The following is a 14,284-nucleotide window of genomic DNA, read 5'->3' as shown; positions in this document are numbered from 1 at the left end:
ATTCTCCTAAAACTCTGTCCAATCTTTACTCTCCCAACTCAGCACTGTAGGCTATAATCTGATCAACTGTATCAGACAAGAACTGAATCGTATCACGGAGTGGTTTATCTGTTGAGATATCGGCTCCGATAATCATTGCTGACTCAAGTGGTGTTTTGCTACCACCTGACTTGAGGAGATTGAGCCAGTCTCTAGCTCCATTCTCAGAGTTTTTCAGATGGAGGTAGCCTGCTGTCGAGATGACTAGTCCTGCAGAGTAAGTATAACTATACAAGCCCATGTAGTAGTGGGCCTGGCGCATCCAAGTCAAGGCCGCATCGTCATCAATTTCAATAGCATCTCCCCAGAAGTCTGTCAAAACTTCCTTCATAATGCTATTGAGCTTGCTTGCTCCAAAGGTTTCCCCTTCTTCAATCAATGTATAAACCTTACGCTGGAAGGCTGCTTCCAAGAGGTGGGTAATAAAGTTATGGAAGTAGGTATCTGTCAAGCGATGAGCAAGGGCAAAACGTTTTTGACGTGGATCGTCAGATTGGTGTTCCAAATAATCACTGAGGAGCAACTCATTAAAGGTTGACGGTGCTTCGACATAGTAGGTCGACATATGAGCGTTAAAGTAACTTTGGTGATTATCTGAAAAGATGAATTGACCAGAATGCCCGATTTCATGAATCAAGGTATAGACATCGCTCAAACAGCCTGTCCAGCTCATGAGGACATAAGGGTGTACGCGATACGGATCCGCCGCATAACCGCCAGAATCTTTGCCACTATTGGCAGCGAAGTCCACCCAGCGTTCTTCTTGGTAACGGGCAATTTCTTGAGTGTATTCTTGACCCAATGGTGCGACTGACTTCATAACCAAGTCATAGGCATTATCAATGCTCACTTCAGGATTGAGGGCGCTATCCAAGTCCAATTTCCAGTCTGCAAATGTCATCTTTTCAAGACCATTCACCTTGGCAACATGCTTGAGGTATCTCTGAGCTACTGGCGCAAAGTCCTTCATGATGAGGTCGATCTGACGATCAAACATAGCACGGTCCACTTCTTGCTCAGACAGAAGATAGTCAAAGACAGAGTCGTAGCCCTTCATATCAGCCAAGAGTTTTTCCGACTTGACTTGAGCTAGATAGGCTGCAGCTGCCGTATTTTGGTGCTTACGAAGTCCTTCTGAGAAAGAACGAAAAGATTTCTCACGAACCTCAGCATCCTCGTGGTTTTGATAGAAGTTCTCATAGGTCACAAAGCTATTTTTGTAGGTCTTGCCATGGGCTTCAAAGTCAGCCATTTCAAAGTCCCCAGCTCGCATCTTAGTGTAAATGTCCTGTGGACTGTAGAAAACTTCACCCAGATTTGTCAAAGCCTTCTCCACATCCGCCCCTAGATAGTGGGCTTTTTTGATTTTGGCCTGACGAATGGCAGCTGTTAAATGCGGCAATTTACCCAAACGGTCCAAGACTTCCTCATCAGCTTCCACCAAGGCATCATCAAAGAAGGTAAGAGCTACACTGGCGTCTGTCTCAAATTCCATCCCAGCTTGGGCGATATTAGCAAAATCCTCATTGCTATAGTCCGTCGTCTGAGGCATAAAGGCATAATTGCCGATATGACTCATCTGGATATAGATTTGTTCCAATTCTGAAAAGGCCTTTTCAAAATCCTCAAAAGTATGAAGATTGCCCTTGTAATCACGGCTAAATTGGTTAATATCTTCGCGTGTTTTCTCGATTGCACACAAAAAATCCTCACGGTCTTGGTATAGGGCTGTTAAATCCCAAAGTTCCTTTTCTGGAAATTCTGAACGATGTTTTTGTTCCATTTTCTTCCTCTTATTTCTCTAATTCTACTAAAACACTAAGGGCTGATAAAGCGTAAAGTGGTGCTGTTTCCGCTCGCAAGATACGAGGTCCAAGACCTGCCAAAACAGCTCCTTTAGTTTCAAAACTTTCGATTTCTGCTGGTGACAGACCACCTTCTGGACCAAAGATAAAGAGCAGTTTAGCTCCTTTTTCAAGACCAGAGACCGCTTGTAAGAGCGCAGCGACTTCTCCTTCTTTTGCTGATTCTTCATAGGCTACTATGATAGAGTCAAACTGGTCAAGCTGGGCTAGAAAATCTGCTTTCTTCTCGAAAAGCTGAATACTTGGAACGATATTACGCTTGCTTTGTTCTGCCGCTCCAAGGGCAATTTTTTCCAGTTTTTCAACCTTTTTAGCCAATTTCTTACCATCCCATTTGGCGACCGACCAGTCAGCGGGAAAGGCCCAGATTTGACTGGCACCAAGTTCCGTCACTTTTTGAGTGATGAACTCTAGCTTGTCTCCCTTGGGAAATCCTGATGCGATGGTTACTTGGACTGGTAGTTCCACATTGTCAGCTAATTCTTCGACCAACTCAAACTGATGATTTTCCACATCTACCACGCGCGCCAAGCGCTTAATGCCATCATCAAAGACCAAGGTCACCTCATCATCTTCTTTCAAGCGCATAACCTGAAACATATGCTTGCTGGTTTCCTTGTCCTCAATGGTGACAGGAGAGATTGCACTGCCCTTGACAAAATACTGTTGCATGCTAGCCTCCAATCACACCAGAGATATCCTTGGTCTTCTTAAAGACACAGGCATTCCATTCCCCTTGAATCATATGGGTTTCAAGGAAGAAACCTGCCGACTCAGCTGACTCACGCACCATATCCCACTTGTCCTTGATAATGCCACTCATGATCAGGTAGCCTTCATCCTTGACCAAGCGATAAGCATCATCCGTCAGATGAATGAGAATATCCGCTAAGATATTAGCCACAATCACATCTGCCTCAATCTCCACACCCTTGAGCAAATCACCTGCCGCTACATGGATATTTTCCATGCCAGGGTTGAGCTCAATATTTTCCTGAGCCACACGAACTGCCACATCATCTAGGTCATAGGCGAAGATTTCCTTGGCACCAAGCAACGAGCTGGCAATGGAGAGGACACCTGAACCTGTCCCCACATCCAGCACCGTTTCGCCACCACGAAGAACCTGCTCCAAAGCAAAAAGGCTCATCTTGGTCGTCGGATGGGTTCCTGTCCCGAAGGCCATACCAGGATCCAGCTTGATAATCTTCTCTCCCGCAGTCGCCTCATAGTCTGTCCAAGACGGCACGATGGTCAAGTCATGAGTGATACGAGCTGGCTCATAGTATTTCTTCCAGTTATCTGCCCAGTCTTCCTCAGCCAAGGCAGTCGTCCCCATCTTGACCTCACCCAAATCCATAAAGTCTGTCAATTCTGCTAGACGAGCCTGCAAATCCGCCTCAACCACTACCACATCAACCGTATCAGGATAGTAGGCTGTCACTACGATTTCTTCTTGTTGCTCAACCTCTGGGAAGATTTCACCAAAACGGTCGACATTCCCCACATAGTCCATACTGTCTTCGATCGCAACACCTTGAGCACCTAGCTCAATCAAGAGATTAGAGACCAGCTCCTCCCCCTCACGCTTCACTGTAACTTTTAGCTCTTGCCATGTTTCCATAATTAAGATACCAAGCCCGTAAAACACAAAGCCAAAATAGGAAATTCTCTGAAGACGCTTGGGTCTAAGAGAAGTTTATCTTTTTGGCACAGTGTTTAGGGCGGGTTCAGTTTAGAAATGTAACCGAACCATCCTTTCTATTTGTCAATCAATTTTTTCATGTAGACCATATCCATACCTTCTTTTTCAGGCTCGATATGGGTTTGACGGTAGCCATTTTTCTCATAAAAGGCGACCATCCCCGCATCCTGTAATACCGTACACAAATCCCACTGTTTAATCGTTGAAAATTCCTTTTCCAGCAATCTCAATCCCTCAGAACCATAACCTTTTCCTTGATGCTGAGGCAAAATCGCTGCCGTTCCCAACCAAGCCTCCGTCAATTCTTCATTGGTCTGAATTCGTAAAAAACCGATAATTTCGTCCTTTTCTTTTACAAAGTAGTAATAACTATTAAGACGCTCGACTAGTTTCCATTTGATTCGTTCGCGGTCCTCCAGATAAGGATCATACTCATCTTGATATTTTTCATAGACAGCCTTAAAGCTAGCTCTTTGAATTGCAATTACGGTTTCTAAATCCTCTGCTCCTGCTCGGATAATCTGAATCATACTAATACCTCCAAATACACACTCTCTCAACTAGCACTTCTATGCTCTTCTACACGCTATTTTACTGATTCTCAAATTCCTCAATCACATCTGCATAGTGTGTACTCATGGTGCTATGTAGTTGGTGTTTGAAACGACTAAACATGAGATAATAGGCCAAAAAATACACTGGAACGATTATAAAAAGGAGTAACAAGATAGAAAATAAGACTGGTACAAGCTCTTGCCCTCTTTGAAGAGCCCCTACTAAAGTAAAAATCGGAAGTAGGATGACCGTAAACATCATGATAAGTCTAACAGTTCGAAAGCTTTTTTCTCGCTGTTCTTTGACTTTTAAGTATTCCATATAGATAGCTGTCGCTTCTTCTTTACTGTACTGGTTAGTCTCTAATTTTCGTTTGACTTCTTTATTTAGTGTAGTTGTAGCTATTGTGTAAATCATTTCTCTTTTTCCTCCAAATAGTCTTTTACGCGCTCCTGAAACTGTGGTACTACACCCTCAGTAGAGATAAACTCTTCAATAGGCATCAATTTATAGCCCTGTCCTTCATCTCCAAAGACAATGCTGTCAATCTGCTCCTGAGTGAGCTTGCCAACTAAAAAGATCGACTCCTTCCTCTCAAAAAGCATACTTGGATAAACTTGACTCCAAAGCAGACAATCTTCAGTCAGATGAATTCCTAGTTCTTCGTAAACTTCACGCGCTACGCACTCAAAAGGAGTTTCTTGACCTTCACGACCACCACCTGGCAATTCCCACATATTAGGATATGGTATGGTAGGGATATCATCTCGCAAGATAGTCAAAAGTTTAGTGCCAAAGAACAAGGCAATCTTGCAACCTGTGAAATCAGAAATTTCTAGTTCCATTTTAAATCCCTTCTGACAATTCCTTTTCTAGTTTGGCTAACCAGTTTTCATAGTAGCGTTTCTCATCCCGTAACAAATAACTAGCATTCATTTTCTCTCTGGCAATCTGAATCGCTTTGTGAGTTTTTGCTAAATCTTTTTTAACATTATATTGATACCATGCCTGCATCGTCTGAATATGAGTCATTTTCAGAGATAAAAAAGGTTTGAGTTTTAGGATAGAGGCATACTCTTCTGCTGTTTCAACCTTATCTTCAAGCAAGGCGATATGAAGAAGAGACATTTGGACGATTGCCTGAATAAGTGAATTGTCTGTCTGTTCTAGTATGGATTGAAACTGCTGTTTAGCTTCCTTTAGTTTTCCTTCCAACAAGAACACTTGCCCTTGTTGGACAAGCATATTTTCAGCAAAAAATCCTTGTGCATTCTCAGAGACAGGCATGACAAAATCTTTTAAGTCACACTCTTCGGGAGCCAGTATGGTCTGTGCTGAATGTCTGAGGCTCATATATGCATAATTCACATTTTCAGGAGATTGCCATAATTCCCAGATCTTTGCTCCATCGGTAATCCCAATTGGCAAAGCATTTGTTAAGAAAAGAGATAGATTAAGAGTGATCCAAATCGCTGCAAAATACCAGGTTTGAGTGAGAAAACCAATAAGTATTGCCAATAACATCAAACAGAGATGCACTAGCAAGCCACCTGATAACATCAGGATTATCCGCTGATCACTTTCGTCTTCTTTTATACCAATATATTGAGCACTTACATTTTTAAAAACAGCTGTTCGACTAAAATAAAACTTGCCAGATTTTTTTACCAATAAAAACCTGCCTATCCCCAAAGATACTAAACGATAGCCAGTCAAATAGCCGCAAAAAGCATGACCTAACTCATGAAGAATGAGTGTTAGCTTGATACTTAGATAAACAAAAGCACAACCAAAAACAAAGGCCCAAAATAGAGAATAGCCTAACTCTCCAAATGCAATAATCCCACATGCAAAAGACAATATCAAGAAAATGATAGCTATTGTATACACTAGGTTAATTACTTTTTTCCCCATCTGATCACCTTTTACATCCTAATACCTCGGATAAGGGTAAAATTCTCCTTCATCCAAGCCGACTTTTCCTTCTTCAAAGACTTCTTGGTTCCATTCCATGACGAACTCTTCTGCTTCTGGGTCTTCCAAAAAGTCCATGAGCGCATCTAGTCCAACCTCGGCAGTATCTTTAAGGAAAAGCGCAAAATAAGCTAAAAACTCGCGAGAAAATCCTTTTTTAGGCAGATAAGGAATGACCGTTAAATAGTCTTCTTCATTGACTGTTGACTTGGCAGGATTGTAGAAAAGAACCGCTTCCTCAAAGAGGATATCATCTGACGAAACCTCTCCGTCCTCATCCACCATCTCAACTCCTGTAGTGTTTTGCGCTTCCAATAGAAAACTCACTTCAACCGCATGGTTGCGCTTATCCCAGCTAATCTCATAGTCAAAGGGAAAGTTCTTGTCCAACTCTTCCTCTAAAACATCTAAAAATCCGTATGTTGCCATTTTGTCCTCTTTCTATGCGACTCTTTAATCGCCCCGATTGCTCGGAAATATGCTAAAATAGATACTACCATCTTACCACATATACATCAGAAAATCCATGTTAGAAAGGACTGCTATGCCAGACAATCTCGCGCTTCGCATGCGCCCAAAAACCATCGACCAGGTCATCGGTCAGAAGCATCTGGTCGGACCTGGAAAAATTATTCGTCGCATGGTGGAAGCCAATCGTCTGTCCTCCATGATTCTCTACGGACCTCCAGGAATCGGCAAGACCAGTATCGCCTCAGCCATCGCTGGTACAACCAAGTATGCCTTTCGGACCTTCAATGCCACTGTTGATAGCAAAAAACGGCTACAAGAAATCGCCGAAGAAGCTAAATTTTCAGGTGGTCTAGTTCTCCTTCTAGACGAGATTCATCGTCTTGACAAGACCAAGCAAGACTTCCTCCTGCCACTCTTGGAAAGTGGTCTGGTCATCATGATTGGTGCGACGACTGAAAATCCTTTCTTTTCTGTAACACCTGCCATTCGTAGCCGTGTTCAGATTTTTGAATTGGAACCCTTGTCCAATCAAGATGTCAAAGGAGCGATTCAAATCGCTCTAACTGACCCTGAACGAGGATTTGACTTCCCAGTTGAGCTAGATGAGGATGCGCTGGATTTCATCGCAACCTCTACCAATGGAGACCTGCGTTCTGCCTTTAATTCACTAGATTTGGCTGTTCTCTCTACCCCTGAAAATGACAAGGGTATCCGCCATATCACGCTTGATATTATGGAAAATAGCCTCCAGCGGAGCTATATTACTATGGACAAGGATGGGGATGGTCACTACGATGTTCTCTCAGCCCTGCAAAAATCCATCCGCGGCTCTGATGTCGATGCCAGCCTCCACTATGCTGCCCGCTTGATTGAAGCGGGTGACCTGCCTAGCCTCGCCCGTCGTTTGACTGTTATCGCCTATGAAGATATCGGCTTAGCCAATCCCGAAGCGCATATTCATACCGTAACTGCTCTAGATGCTGCACAAAGAATCGGCTTCCCAGAAGCCCGCATCCTCATTGCTAATGTCGTCATTGATTTGGCCCTTTCTCCAAAATCCAACTCAGCCTATGTGGCTATGGATAAGGCACTTGCCGACCTCAAAACATCAGGCCATTTGCCTATTCCGCGACACCTGCGTGATGGTCACTACAGTGGAAGTAAAGAACTGGGAAATGCCCAAGACTATCTCTATCCTCATAACTATCCTGGAAATTGGGTCAAGCAAGACTATTTGCCAGAAAAAATCCAAAATCACCACTATTTTACTCCAGAAGATACCGGCAAATACGAACGAGCCTTGGCACAACGTAAGGAAACCATTGATAAATTAAGAAACTTGTGAAATCCTTTTCAAAAAAAATAAATTTTCCTCTTGAATTTTTTAAAAAAAGTGGTATCATATAAACATAGAAACGCTGTGGTGTACGACTTCACACTTAAGTGTTGACCGACTATTTTTTGTATTATTAGGGAAACAAAAGTCTTCTAACAGCATGTAAGCCGTCTCACACGGAAACAGCTTCAGTTAGAGCGAGTTGCCCACCTGCTTAATTGCGCGGGTTCAATACAAACCGTGAAGATTCGGCACCAATACAGCTTTTTTCTTTGCCTCCTTAGCTCAGCTGGCAGAGCAGCGGACTCTTAATCCGTGGGTCACAGGTTCGATCCCTGTAGGGGGCACTAAATACAACAGGAAAAAGCCTTAATTTCAAGGCTTTTTTGCTTGTCTATAACTGATTTGCTCCATCATTTGCCCCACTTTTAAATCTATCTTTTCTTTTTGAATCAAATTACATCTTAACAAATAGTGTAAAGCCAGTTACTTTTGCTTTGATGCCATACAATATTTTCATGTAGAGAAGACAAATTTTATCTTCTCTTTTTATTTTCAAAATGATAAAAACTGAAACTTCCAAATTTTCCATTTTGTTTATTGACATTTCCTCTAAAAAGGTGTATAATATTTTTATTATCAAACTATACTATACTATACTATATAGGGGGTATTGAAATGAAATTTTCTAATCGTTTACTGCTATTCCTTGCAGGAGTTGTTTTTGTCCTTTTAGGACTTTTCCTATTTACAAACCCAGTAGCTAATCTTGTTGCTTACAGCTGGTGGATTGCATTTGGTTTACTGGTTTCTTCTATAGCAGCTATTTTAGGCTATTTCTCTGTACCAAAAGAGCTTCGCTCACCAGCTCATCTTTTCCAAGGGATTGTTAATCTTCTCTTAGCTCTTTACCTCGTTGCCTATGGCTTTGTGACGCTGCCAGTTGTCATTCCAACTATTTTAGGAATTTGGTTAATTGTAGAAGCCATTATAGCTTTCTTTAAAGGCAATCGTCTGGGATTGATTTTCCCTATTATTGGCAACCATATCATGTGGATAGCGTTGCTTGCATTTTTACTAGGTCTAGTGATTTTGTTCAATCCAGTAGCTACAAGTGTCTTTGTCGTTTATGTCGTTGCCTTTGCATTTTTAATTGTTGGTTTCACCTATATCCTTGATGCCTTTCGTAAATAATCTAGCTGCCATTTTGGGCATATTAAAATAGCTGGGAAGTTACATTCTCAGCTTTTTCTGTTGCCTCCTTAGCTCAGTTGGTAGAGCAGTAGACTCTTAAGCTATGGGGCGCAGGTTCGAGCCCTGCAGGGGGCACATCTAAATCAACAGAAATAAGCCTTGAAACCAAGGCTTTTTTTAACGTCTAATAGCTTTTTGTAGAAAAGTATTTAAAAATAAAAGAGAAGAGAATCTCTCACTCTCTTCTCAGTATATCTTATTAAATTTAGTTTTTCTTAATCTACCTGATTTTCCTTTGCAACGACAAATTCTTTAACCAGTCGATAGATAACAGCAAATACGGGGGTAAAGAATATCATTCCAAGTAGTCCGAAAAGATTCCCTCCAATACTAGCAGCCGCAAGCGTGAAAATAGCTGGCAAACCAATAGACTGACCTACAACTCTAGGATAAATAAGGTTTCCTTCAATCAGCTGTATAACTTGATATAGAAGAAGAGAAAGTAAGGCTTGAGTAGGACTCACTGTGAAGATAAAAATCGCTCCCACAACACAAGCAATCATAGGCCCTACATAAGGAATGAACGATAGCACTCCTGCAAAGATACCTGTCATTACTCCATAGGGTATCCCAAACACGCTGTAACCAACCGCTATCATAACTCCTATGATAACTGCTTCAATCAGCTGACTCATCAAAAATTGGTCATAAGTCTCTAGTGCTACTTGTCCAATGTAAGTCAACTTTATCACCACCTTCTCTGGAAGAAAAACTTTTAGAAGTCGACTCGTCATCGCTGCCAAATGTTCCTTACTGGATAAAAATAAAAAGGTGAAGACTATAATCAAAAAGGCATTCATCAAACTTGAAAAAATATTGCCGATATTACTAGTCAGACCTGATAAAAAACCTATCAAAGCTTGGCTAATAGAACTAGATTGTCCCTGTATGCCTGATACGATAGTTGACAACATGTCTTTGGTTACAAATTCCGAGCTGCCTAGCAATTTCCCAAGTTGAGTAAGGACTGTTGAAAGGACTGTTCCCAGCTGACTAATAGTCTGGGCTAGGGTTGGCAGCACCAAAACCAAAAGAGCAATCACGATTAAGATAAGAGCTAGGAAAACAAGTACCATGGCAATCGGACGACGCAACTCTGCCTTTACCTTCAATTTAACTAAGTACTGTTCAATTTTTTTCATAGGAACATTAAGCACAAAAGCAATAACAGCACCATAAATCAAGGTTGATATTACATCAAAGAGAGAGATTGCTCCTGATATAAAGCTCGATGCATTCAGAATTACAAGAGCAACCAGCCCTATAAAAAGTATTAACGGGGTGTATTTTTTTACTAAGTTCATAAATTCTCTTTAATAAACATGTTTAGATACGACTATACTATTTGGTTTTTCAAACTCTCGATTAAGGTAGGCTTGGTAAGTTCCTGGAGCGATAAATCCTTTGGGTGAGAGGATATCGGTGCCAGCCTGACCGACTATGGTATCAGCCAAGAGCACACAGTTTGTAGATAAGACAAAGTAGGATTTAAACTTAGATTTGATAAATTTATAAAGTTCCCCATCTGTCTCATGTCTGATTTTATAAGCGTAGGTGTAGTCTTCCTTACCATCACCTGTCATGATTTTATCTGCACTTGGCTCCCATGGAATCGTCAGTTGTTTCAATTCAGCCAACTTTTTCTGAACTGCTTTTTCCATTTCAGGCGTCAAATCTATCCCATAACCAAAAAGCGTTTTTTGACTCTCACGTTTACATAGGTCAATGTACTTGTCACGATCACAGAAATATAAGACACCATCTCCTACCATGCCAAATAAGGTCTCAGAAGACGGATCATAGTTGCCATAAGAAATAACACGGCCTTGATAGCAGATATCCACATGACCAATTGCCGAAAACAGAGAGGTCTCAGCTGTATGAACAAAAATTTCAAGCTCCGCTGTCTTACCAGACTTCACTATTCCAAGATGGATATCTTCTTCCTCATCAGCATTTTCCAGCATAAATTTGTTAATTTTTGCTAAAGTTCTTGCAGGGATGAGAGCGGCTAGGACAATAGGTAAGCTCATTCTTACACGACGTTTGAGATGGTTTTTCCCAATTTCCTCCTCAAACAAGAAACCATCACGGATATTGGACACACCATAAAGGAAAAAATAAGCCCCTAATACAAAGAGTTGAAAGACAGAATTTCCTGTAGAGGACAAAAGACTAGTCCCACCAAGAAAAACTAGTACGAGTCCATCTAGTAAGAGACGAAAACGAGGTCGAATTTTGTTTTTGCGGTAGAGAACATAGGTGACAAGGTTAATACTAGCATGAAAAATCTGATAAACTCCAATCACAAGAGCCAAAATATAAATCGGCACATCCGTCGCAAGATTGGAGCCAAGCAAATATCCCAGCACTAACAATTTAACCAGTGCAACTCCCAAGGTGTCCGTTGACTGACTTTTTTTGAAAATACGTAATACTAAATCTAAGACCGTTGCTATCCAAGCTAAAAACAGAACCAGTCGAATAACCTTTACTGGCAACCAAGTCCCCGTGACCATCAAGATGAGACCTAGCAGAACAAACAAGAACCCCTGAGCAAGTAATTTCTTACCTGTCAGACCTAAAGATAGAATTTTCGCCATATAAAAACCTTTCAACAATAAAAATTAAACACTCCGATTAAACTGACTAGTAAATAGCCAACACTACAAACAGCCTGTGCCAGCAACATATGGTGACTAGAAATGACTGTAGTAATGTCACCATCTTGTCTTATGCACTTCTAAAATTTGTTATATTGATTAGAAACCAGAGCTTATAAAAACTAGCTAAACTCGAGAGATAGACACAATTGCGACGAAAAAATGTATAACCAATTCAACTTGTTAAGGTAAGAAAGCATTATTTCCAATCTATTAATTATTCATCTATTACCTATTATGACACAATATTCCCTATAGTTCAACTTTTTACTTGTTTTTATATTACACGGACTAAAAAGTTTTCAACAGTTGATTGCATTTGTTTTAATAAGTTTTAACCTTTCTTGGTTAGATAAAAAAAGAACCATACAGTTTAGAATCTGTATGGTTTTTGCCCCACTTTTGTCCCATTTTTAAATCATGACATTGAAAATACCTAAAATCACTTATATTTCAATATTTTTAATTGCTCTCAATATGAAAGTCCTTTCCAAATCCCTGTAGGGGGCATCTAAATACAACAGGAAAAAGCCTTGATTTACAAGGCTTTTTTGTGTATCTGTTCTACTTTTGGTCAACTAATGGATATCAACGGTATAATTTTATGAACACCCTTCTGAACTGCACCCCAAAAGTTAGACAGAAAAAACCTAACTTTTGTGGCGCAGTTCATTCGCGCCACATGAAATTATTTAAGCATATCCTTCTCTTTCATTATCATTTTCTGTTATAATAAATTGTACTTCTAAAATAGAAAGGTCTTAAGATGACAACTCTTATTAAACATAAACGTGTAGAATTTTCAGAACTTTTTTATGACTTAGTTTTTGTTTTTGCAATTTCAAAAGTAACTACTTTAATTGAGCATCTTCATAACGGTATTTTGACTTGGAATTCTTTCCTTGATTTTTTCATGGCTGTTTTGGTTCTCACTGATTCATGGATGATTCAAACCGTTTATACCAATCGCTATGGAAAGAACTCTTTATTTAACATGGTAATCATGTTTATCAAAATGGGACTTTTACTCTTTATAGCCAATATGATGGGACCTGATTGGCAACAATATTTTCATTATCTTTGTTGGGCTGTTGGTACATTAACCTTTACCTTATTTTTACAATATTTGGTTGAATTTTTTAGAAAATCAACCGATAATGTTGAACGGGAAAGTATCAAAGGTTTTCTATGGATAACAGGTCTAGGAAGTTTAGGAGTCTATCTAGCAGCTCTTCTTCCTATTTACGTTGGAGTCTCTGTCTTATTTGCTAGTATTCTGCTAACATTTATTATGCCAATTATCTTGCTTAGTAAAGATAAGCATTACCAGGTAAATCTCCCCCATTTAATCGAGCGCATCTCCCTTCTTGTCATTATTACGTTTGGAGAGATGATTATGGAGCTAGCTAACTTCTTTACAATCGAGAATTTCTCGATTTATTCGGTTCTTTATTTCATTATTATGCTTTCTCTGTTCTTGTTTTATTTTGGTCAATTCGACCATGCTATTGATGAAAAATCTAATCAAAAGGGACTATTTCTAATTTACAGTCACTATCCTATTTTCATTGGACTTATTATGATGACTGTTTCGATGAGTTTTCTTCTGAATCCTGAAGCTAATCTTCTCTTTGCAACCAGCTTCTCTTATATCGGATTTGGCCTCTTCCAAGTTGCTGTCCTAGTAAATGGGCCCTGTAACAAACACTATCTTCGCTATTCGAAAAGTTACTACTGTGTCCAAGCGACACTCTATCTGGCTGCCTTGATTCTCTCTTTAATCTTTGCTTCTAATCCTATAATAGTAGTGAGTATAACAACCATTTTAGCTCTAGCTATAGCCATTCATTTTATTTATTTTTATGTGACACAGAATAAAAAATATTCCAAATCTAACTGGGGGTTCTTTTAATGAGTTTATAACATAAAAAAGCTTTGGGAACCAAGGCTTTATTTTCATTAATTTGTTTTTCCATTTTATCCTCCAATTTGATCTCGCACTGACATTTATTTATAACAAAACTATATATCTAGAATAGCATAATCATTAGGTATTATAGGTTTTCAAACAAAATACGAGTCATTCGTTTTTGCCCCACTTTTGCCCCATTTTTAAATCCTGACATTGAAAACACCTAAAAGTATTTCCCTAAAATCAGCTATATTTCAACATTTTTGTTTATTTTCAATATGAAAAGTTCTTACAAATCCATGCAGGGGGCATCTAAATACAACAGGAAAAGCCTTGAAATCAAGGCTTTTTTGTATCCTCCCTACTTTTATTCCATCAACGGATGCTCAAGATATATTTTATGTGTAAAAAAATTCTTTTGCCCCTCAGTGATACAATCATTTTACTCAATTACAAACAGATCAAAAGCAAAAGACTTAGCTCTATTTCATACAGAACTAAGTCTTTTAT

13 protein-coding genes and 2 tRNA genes are annotated in these 14,284 nt (G+C 39.8%); 5 read left to right on the top strand and 10 right to left on the bottom strand.

Annotated elements, in window-relative coordinates; genetic code table 11:
• Nucleotides 1-25: 25 nt before the first annotated feature.
• The 8 genes from pepF to GOM47_RS02425 form a co-directional block, all read right to left on the bottom strand.
• Entirely contained in the window at nt 26-1,822 is a 1,797-nt protein-coding gene (gene pepF / locus GOM47_RS02460; protein ID WP_235080955.1) for an oligoendopeptidase F, read from the bottom strand.
• Nucleotides 1,823-1,832: 10 nt separating this feature from the next.
• Nucleotides 1,833-2,576, bottom strand: coding sequence for a 16S rRNA (uracil(1498)-N(3))-methyltransferase (locus GOM47_RS02455; RefSeq protein WP_061598113.1), 744 nt, complete (start codon nt 2,574-2,576; stop codon nt 1,833-1,835).
• A 1-nt stretch (nt 2,577) separates the two neighbouring features.
• Complete coding sequence (gene prmA, locus GOM47_RS02450; protein WP_235080954.1) at nt 2,578-3,528, bottom strand: 50S ribosomal protein L11 methyltransferase; 951 nt, start codon at nt 3,526-3,528, stop codon at nt 2,578-2,580.
• A gap of 137 nt (nt 3,529-3,665) precedes the next feature.
• Nucleotides 3,666-4,139, bottom strand: a complete 474-nt coding sequence (locus GOM47_RS02445) for a GNAT family N-acetyltransferase (RefSeq protein ID WP_235080953.1) — start codon at nt 4,137-4,139, stop codon at nt 3,666-3,668.
• 61 nt (nt 4,140-4,200) lie between these two features.
• Nucleotides 4,201-4,581: a hypothetical protein gene (locus GOM47_RS02440; RefSeq protein WP_235080952.1), complete on the bottom strand. Its 381-nt coding sequence runs from the start codon at nt 4,579-4,581 to the stop codon at nt 4,201-4,203.
• Nucleotides 4,578-5,009 carry an NUDIX hydrolase gene (locus tag GOM47_RS02435; RefSeq protein ID WP_235080951.1) on the bottom strand — a complete coding sequence of 144 codons (432 nt, stop codon included), beginning with the start codon at nt 5,007-5,009 and terminating at the stop codon, nt 4,578-4,580. The genes GOM47_RS02440 and GOM47_RS02435 overlap by 4 nt, the downstream gene beginning before the upstream one ends.
• A 1-nt stretch (nt 5,010) precedes the next feature.
• A complete protein-coding gene (locus tag GOM47_RS02430) occupies nt 5,011-6,078 on the bottom strand; it encodes a site-2 protease family protein (RefSeq protein ID WP_235080950.1) in 1,068 nt (355 codons plus the stop codon).
• An 18-nt stretch (nt 6,079-6,096) separates the two neighbouring features.
• Nucleotides 6,097-6,567, bottom strand: a complete 471-nt coding sequence (locus GOM47_RS02425) for a DUF3013 family protein (protein WP_235080949.1) — start codon at nt 6,565-6,567, stop codon at nt 6,097-6,099.
• Nucleotides 6,568-6,682: 115 nt separating this feature from the next.
• On the opposite strand from GOM47_RS02425, the gene GOM47_RS02420 reads away from it, so the two are divergent.
• The 4 genes from GOM47_RS02420 to GOM47_RS02405 all read left to right on the top strand — a co-directional run bounded on the left by GOM47_RS02420 (nt 6,683) and on the right by GOM47_RS02405 (nt 9,274).
• Nucleotides 6,683-7,954: a replication-associated recombination protein A gene (locus GOM47_RS02420; protein WP_235080948.1), complete on the top strand. Its 1,272-nt coding sequence runs from the start codon at nt 6,683-6,685 to the stop codon at nt 7,952-7,954.
• Nucleotides 7,955-8,219: 265 nt separating this feature from the next.
• Nucleotides 8,220-8,292 (top strand) — tRNA-Lys (locus GOM47_RS02415).
• 331 nt (nt 8,293-8,623) lie between these two features.
• Nucleotides 8,624-9,139: a DUF308 domain-containing protein gene (locus GOM47_RS02410; RefSeq protein WP_000672739.1), complete on the top strand. Its 516-nt coding sequence runs from the start codon at nt 8,624-8,626 to the stop codon at nt 9,137-9,139.
• Between the two features lie 62 nt (nt 9,140-9,201).
• Nucleotides 9,202-9,274, top strand: a tRNA-Lys gene (locus GOM47_RS02405).
• 140 nt (nt 9,275-9,414) lie between these two features.
• On the opposite strand, the gene GOM47_RS02400 is transcribed toward GOM47_RS02405, so the two are convergent.
• A complete protein-coding gene (locus GOM47_RS02400; protein WP_004193676.1) occupies nt 9,415-10,503 on the bottom strand; it encodes an AI-2E family transporter in 1,089 nt (362 codons plus the stop codon).
• Between the two features lie 9 nt (nt 10,504-10,512).
• Nucleotides 10,513-11,802, bottom strand: coding sequence for a DUF308 domain-containing protein (locus GOM47_RS02395; protein ID WP_120770487.1), 1,290 nt, complete (start codon nt 11,800-11,802; stop codon nt 10,513-10,515).
• Nucleotides 11,803-12,628: 826 nt separating this feature from the next.
• On the opposite strand from GOM47_RS02395, the gene GOM47_RS02390 reads away from it, so the two are divergent.
• On the top strand, nt 12,629-13,774 hold the full coding sequence (locus GOM47_RS02390; protein WP_235080947.1) for a low temperature requirement protein A: 1,146 nt from the start codon (nt 12,629-12,631) through the stop codon (nt 13,772-13,774).
• Nucleotides 13,775-14,284 lie beyond the last annotated feature (510 nt).

This window comes from Streptococcus oralis, assembly GCF_021497945.1.
Lineage (GTDB): Bacteria > Bacillota > Bacilli > Lactobacillales > Streptococcaceae > Streptococcus > Streptococcus oralis_BR.
Note: the sequence above shows the minus strand (reverse complement) of the source record. Positions and strands in the feature narration are given on the sequence as shown.

Excerpts from the sequence above, each read along its gene's own strand:
- pepF (WP_235080955.1), bottom strand. The coding sequence starts at position 1,822 with ATGGAACAAAAACATCGTTCAGAATTTCCAGAAAAGGAACTTTGGGAT.
- GOM47_RS02455 (WP_061598113.1), bottom strand. The coding sequence starts at position 2,576 with ATGCAACAGTATTTTGTCAAGGGCAGTGCAATCTCTCCTGTCACCATT.
- prmA (WP_235080954.1), bottom strand. The coding sequence starts at position 3,528 with ATGGAAACATGGCAAGAGCTAAAAGTTACAGTGAAGCGTGAGGGGGAG.
- GOM47_RS02445 (WP_235080953.1), bottom strand. The coding sequence starts at position 4,139 with ATGATTCAGATTATCCGAGCAGGAGCAGAGGATTTAGAAACCGTAATT.
- GOM47_RS02440 (WP_235080952.1), bottom strand. The coding sequence starts at position 4,581 with ATGATTTACACAATAGCTACAACTACACTAAATAAAGAAGTCAAACGA.
- GOM47_RS02435 (WP_235080951.1), bottom strand. The coding sequence starts at position 5,009 with ATGGAACTAGAAATTTCTGATTTCACAGGTTGCAAGATTGCCTTGTTC.
- GOM47_RS02430 (WP_235080950.1), bottom strand. The coding sequence starts at position 6,078 with ATGGGGAAAAAAGTAATTAACCTAGTGTATACAATAGCTATCATTTTC.
- GOM47_RS02425 (WP_235080949.1), bottom strand. The coding sequence starts at position 6,567 with ATGGCAACATACGGATTTTTAGATGTTTTAGAGGAAGAGTTGGACAAG.
- GOM47_RS02420 (WP_235080948.1), top strand. The coding sequence starts at position 6,683 with ATGCCAGACAATCTCGCGCTTCGCATGCGCCCAAAAACCATCGACCAG.
- GOM47_RS02410 (WP_000672739.1), top strand. The coding sequence starts at position 8,624 with ATGAAATTTTCTAATCGTTTACTGCTATTCCTTGCAGGAGTTGTTTTT.
- GOM47_RS02400 (WP_004193676.1), bottom strand. The coding sequence starts at position 10,503 with ATGAACTTAGTAAAAAAATACACCCCGTTAATACTTTTTATAGGGCTG.
- GOM47_RS02395 (WP_120770487.1), bottom strand. The coding sequence starts at position 11,802 with ATGGCGAAAATTCTATCTTTAGGTCTGACAGGTAAGAAATTACTTGCT.
- GOM47_RS02390 (WP_235080947.1), top strand. The coding sequence starts at position 12,629 with ATGACAACTCTTATTAAACATAAACGTGTAGAATTTTCAGAACTTTTT.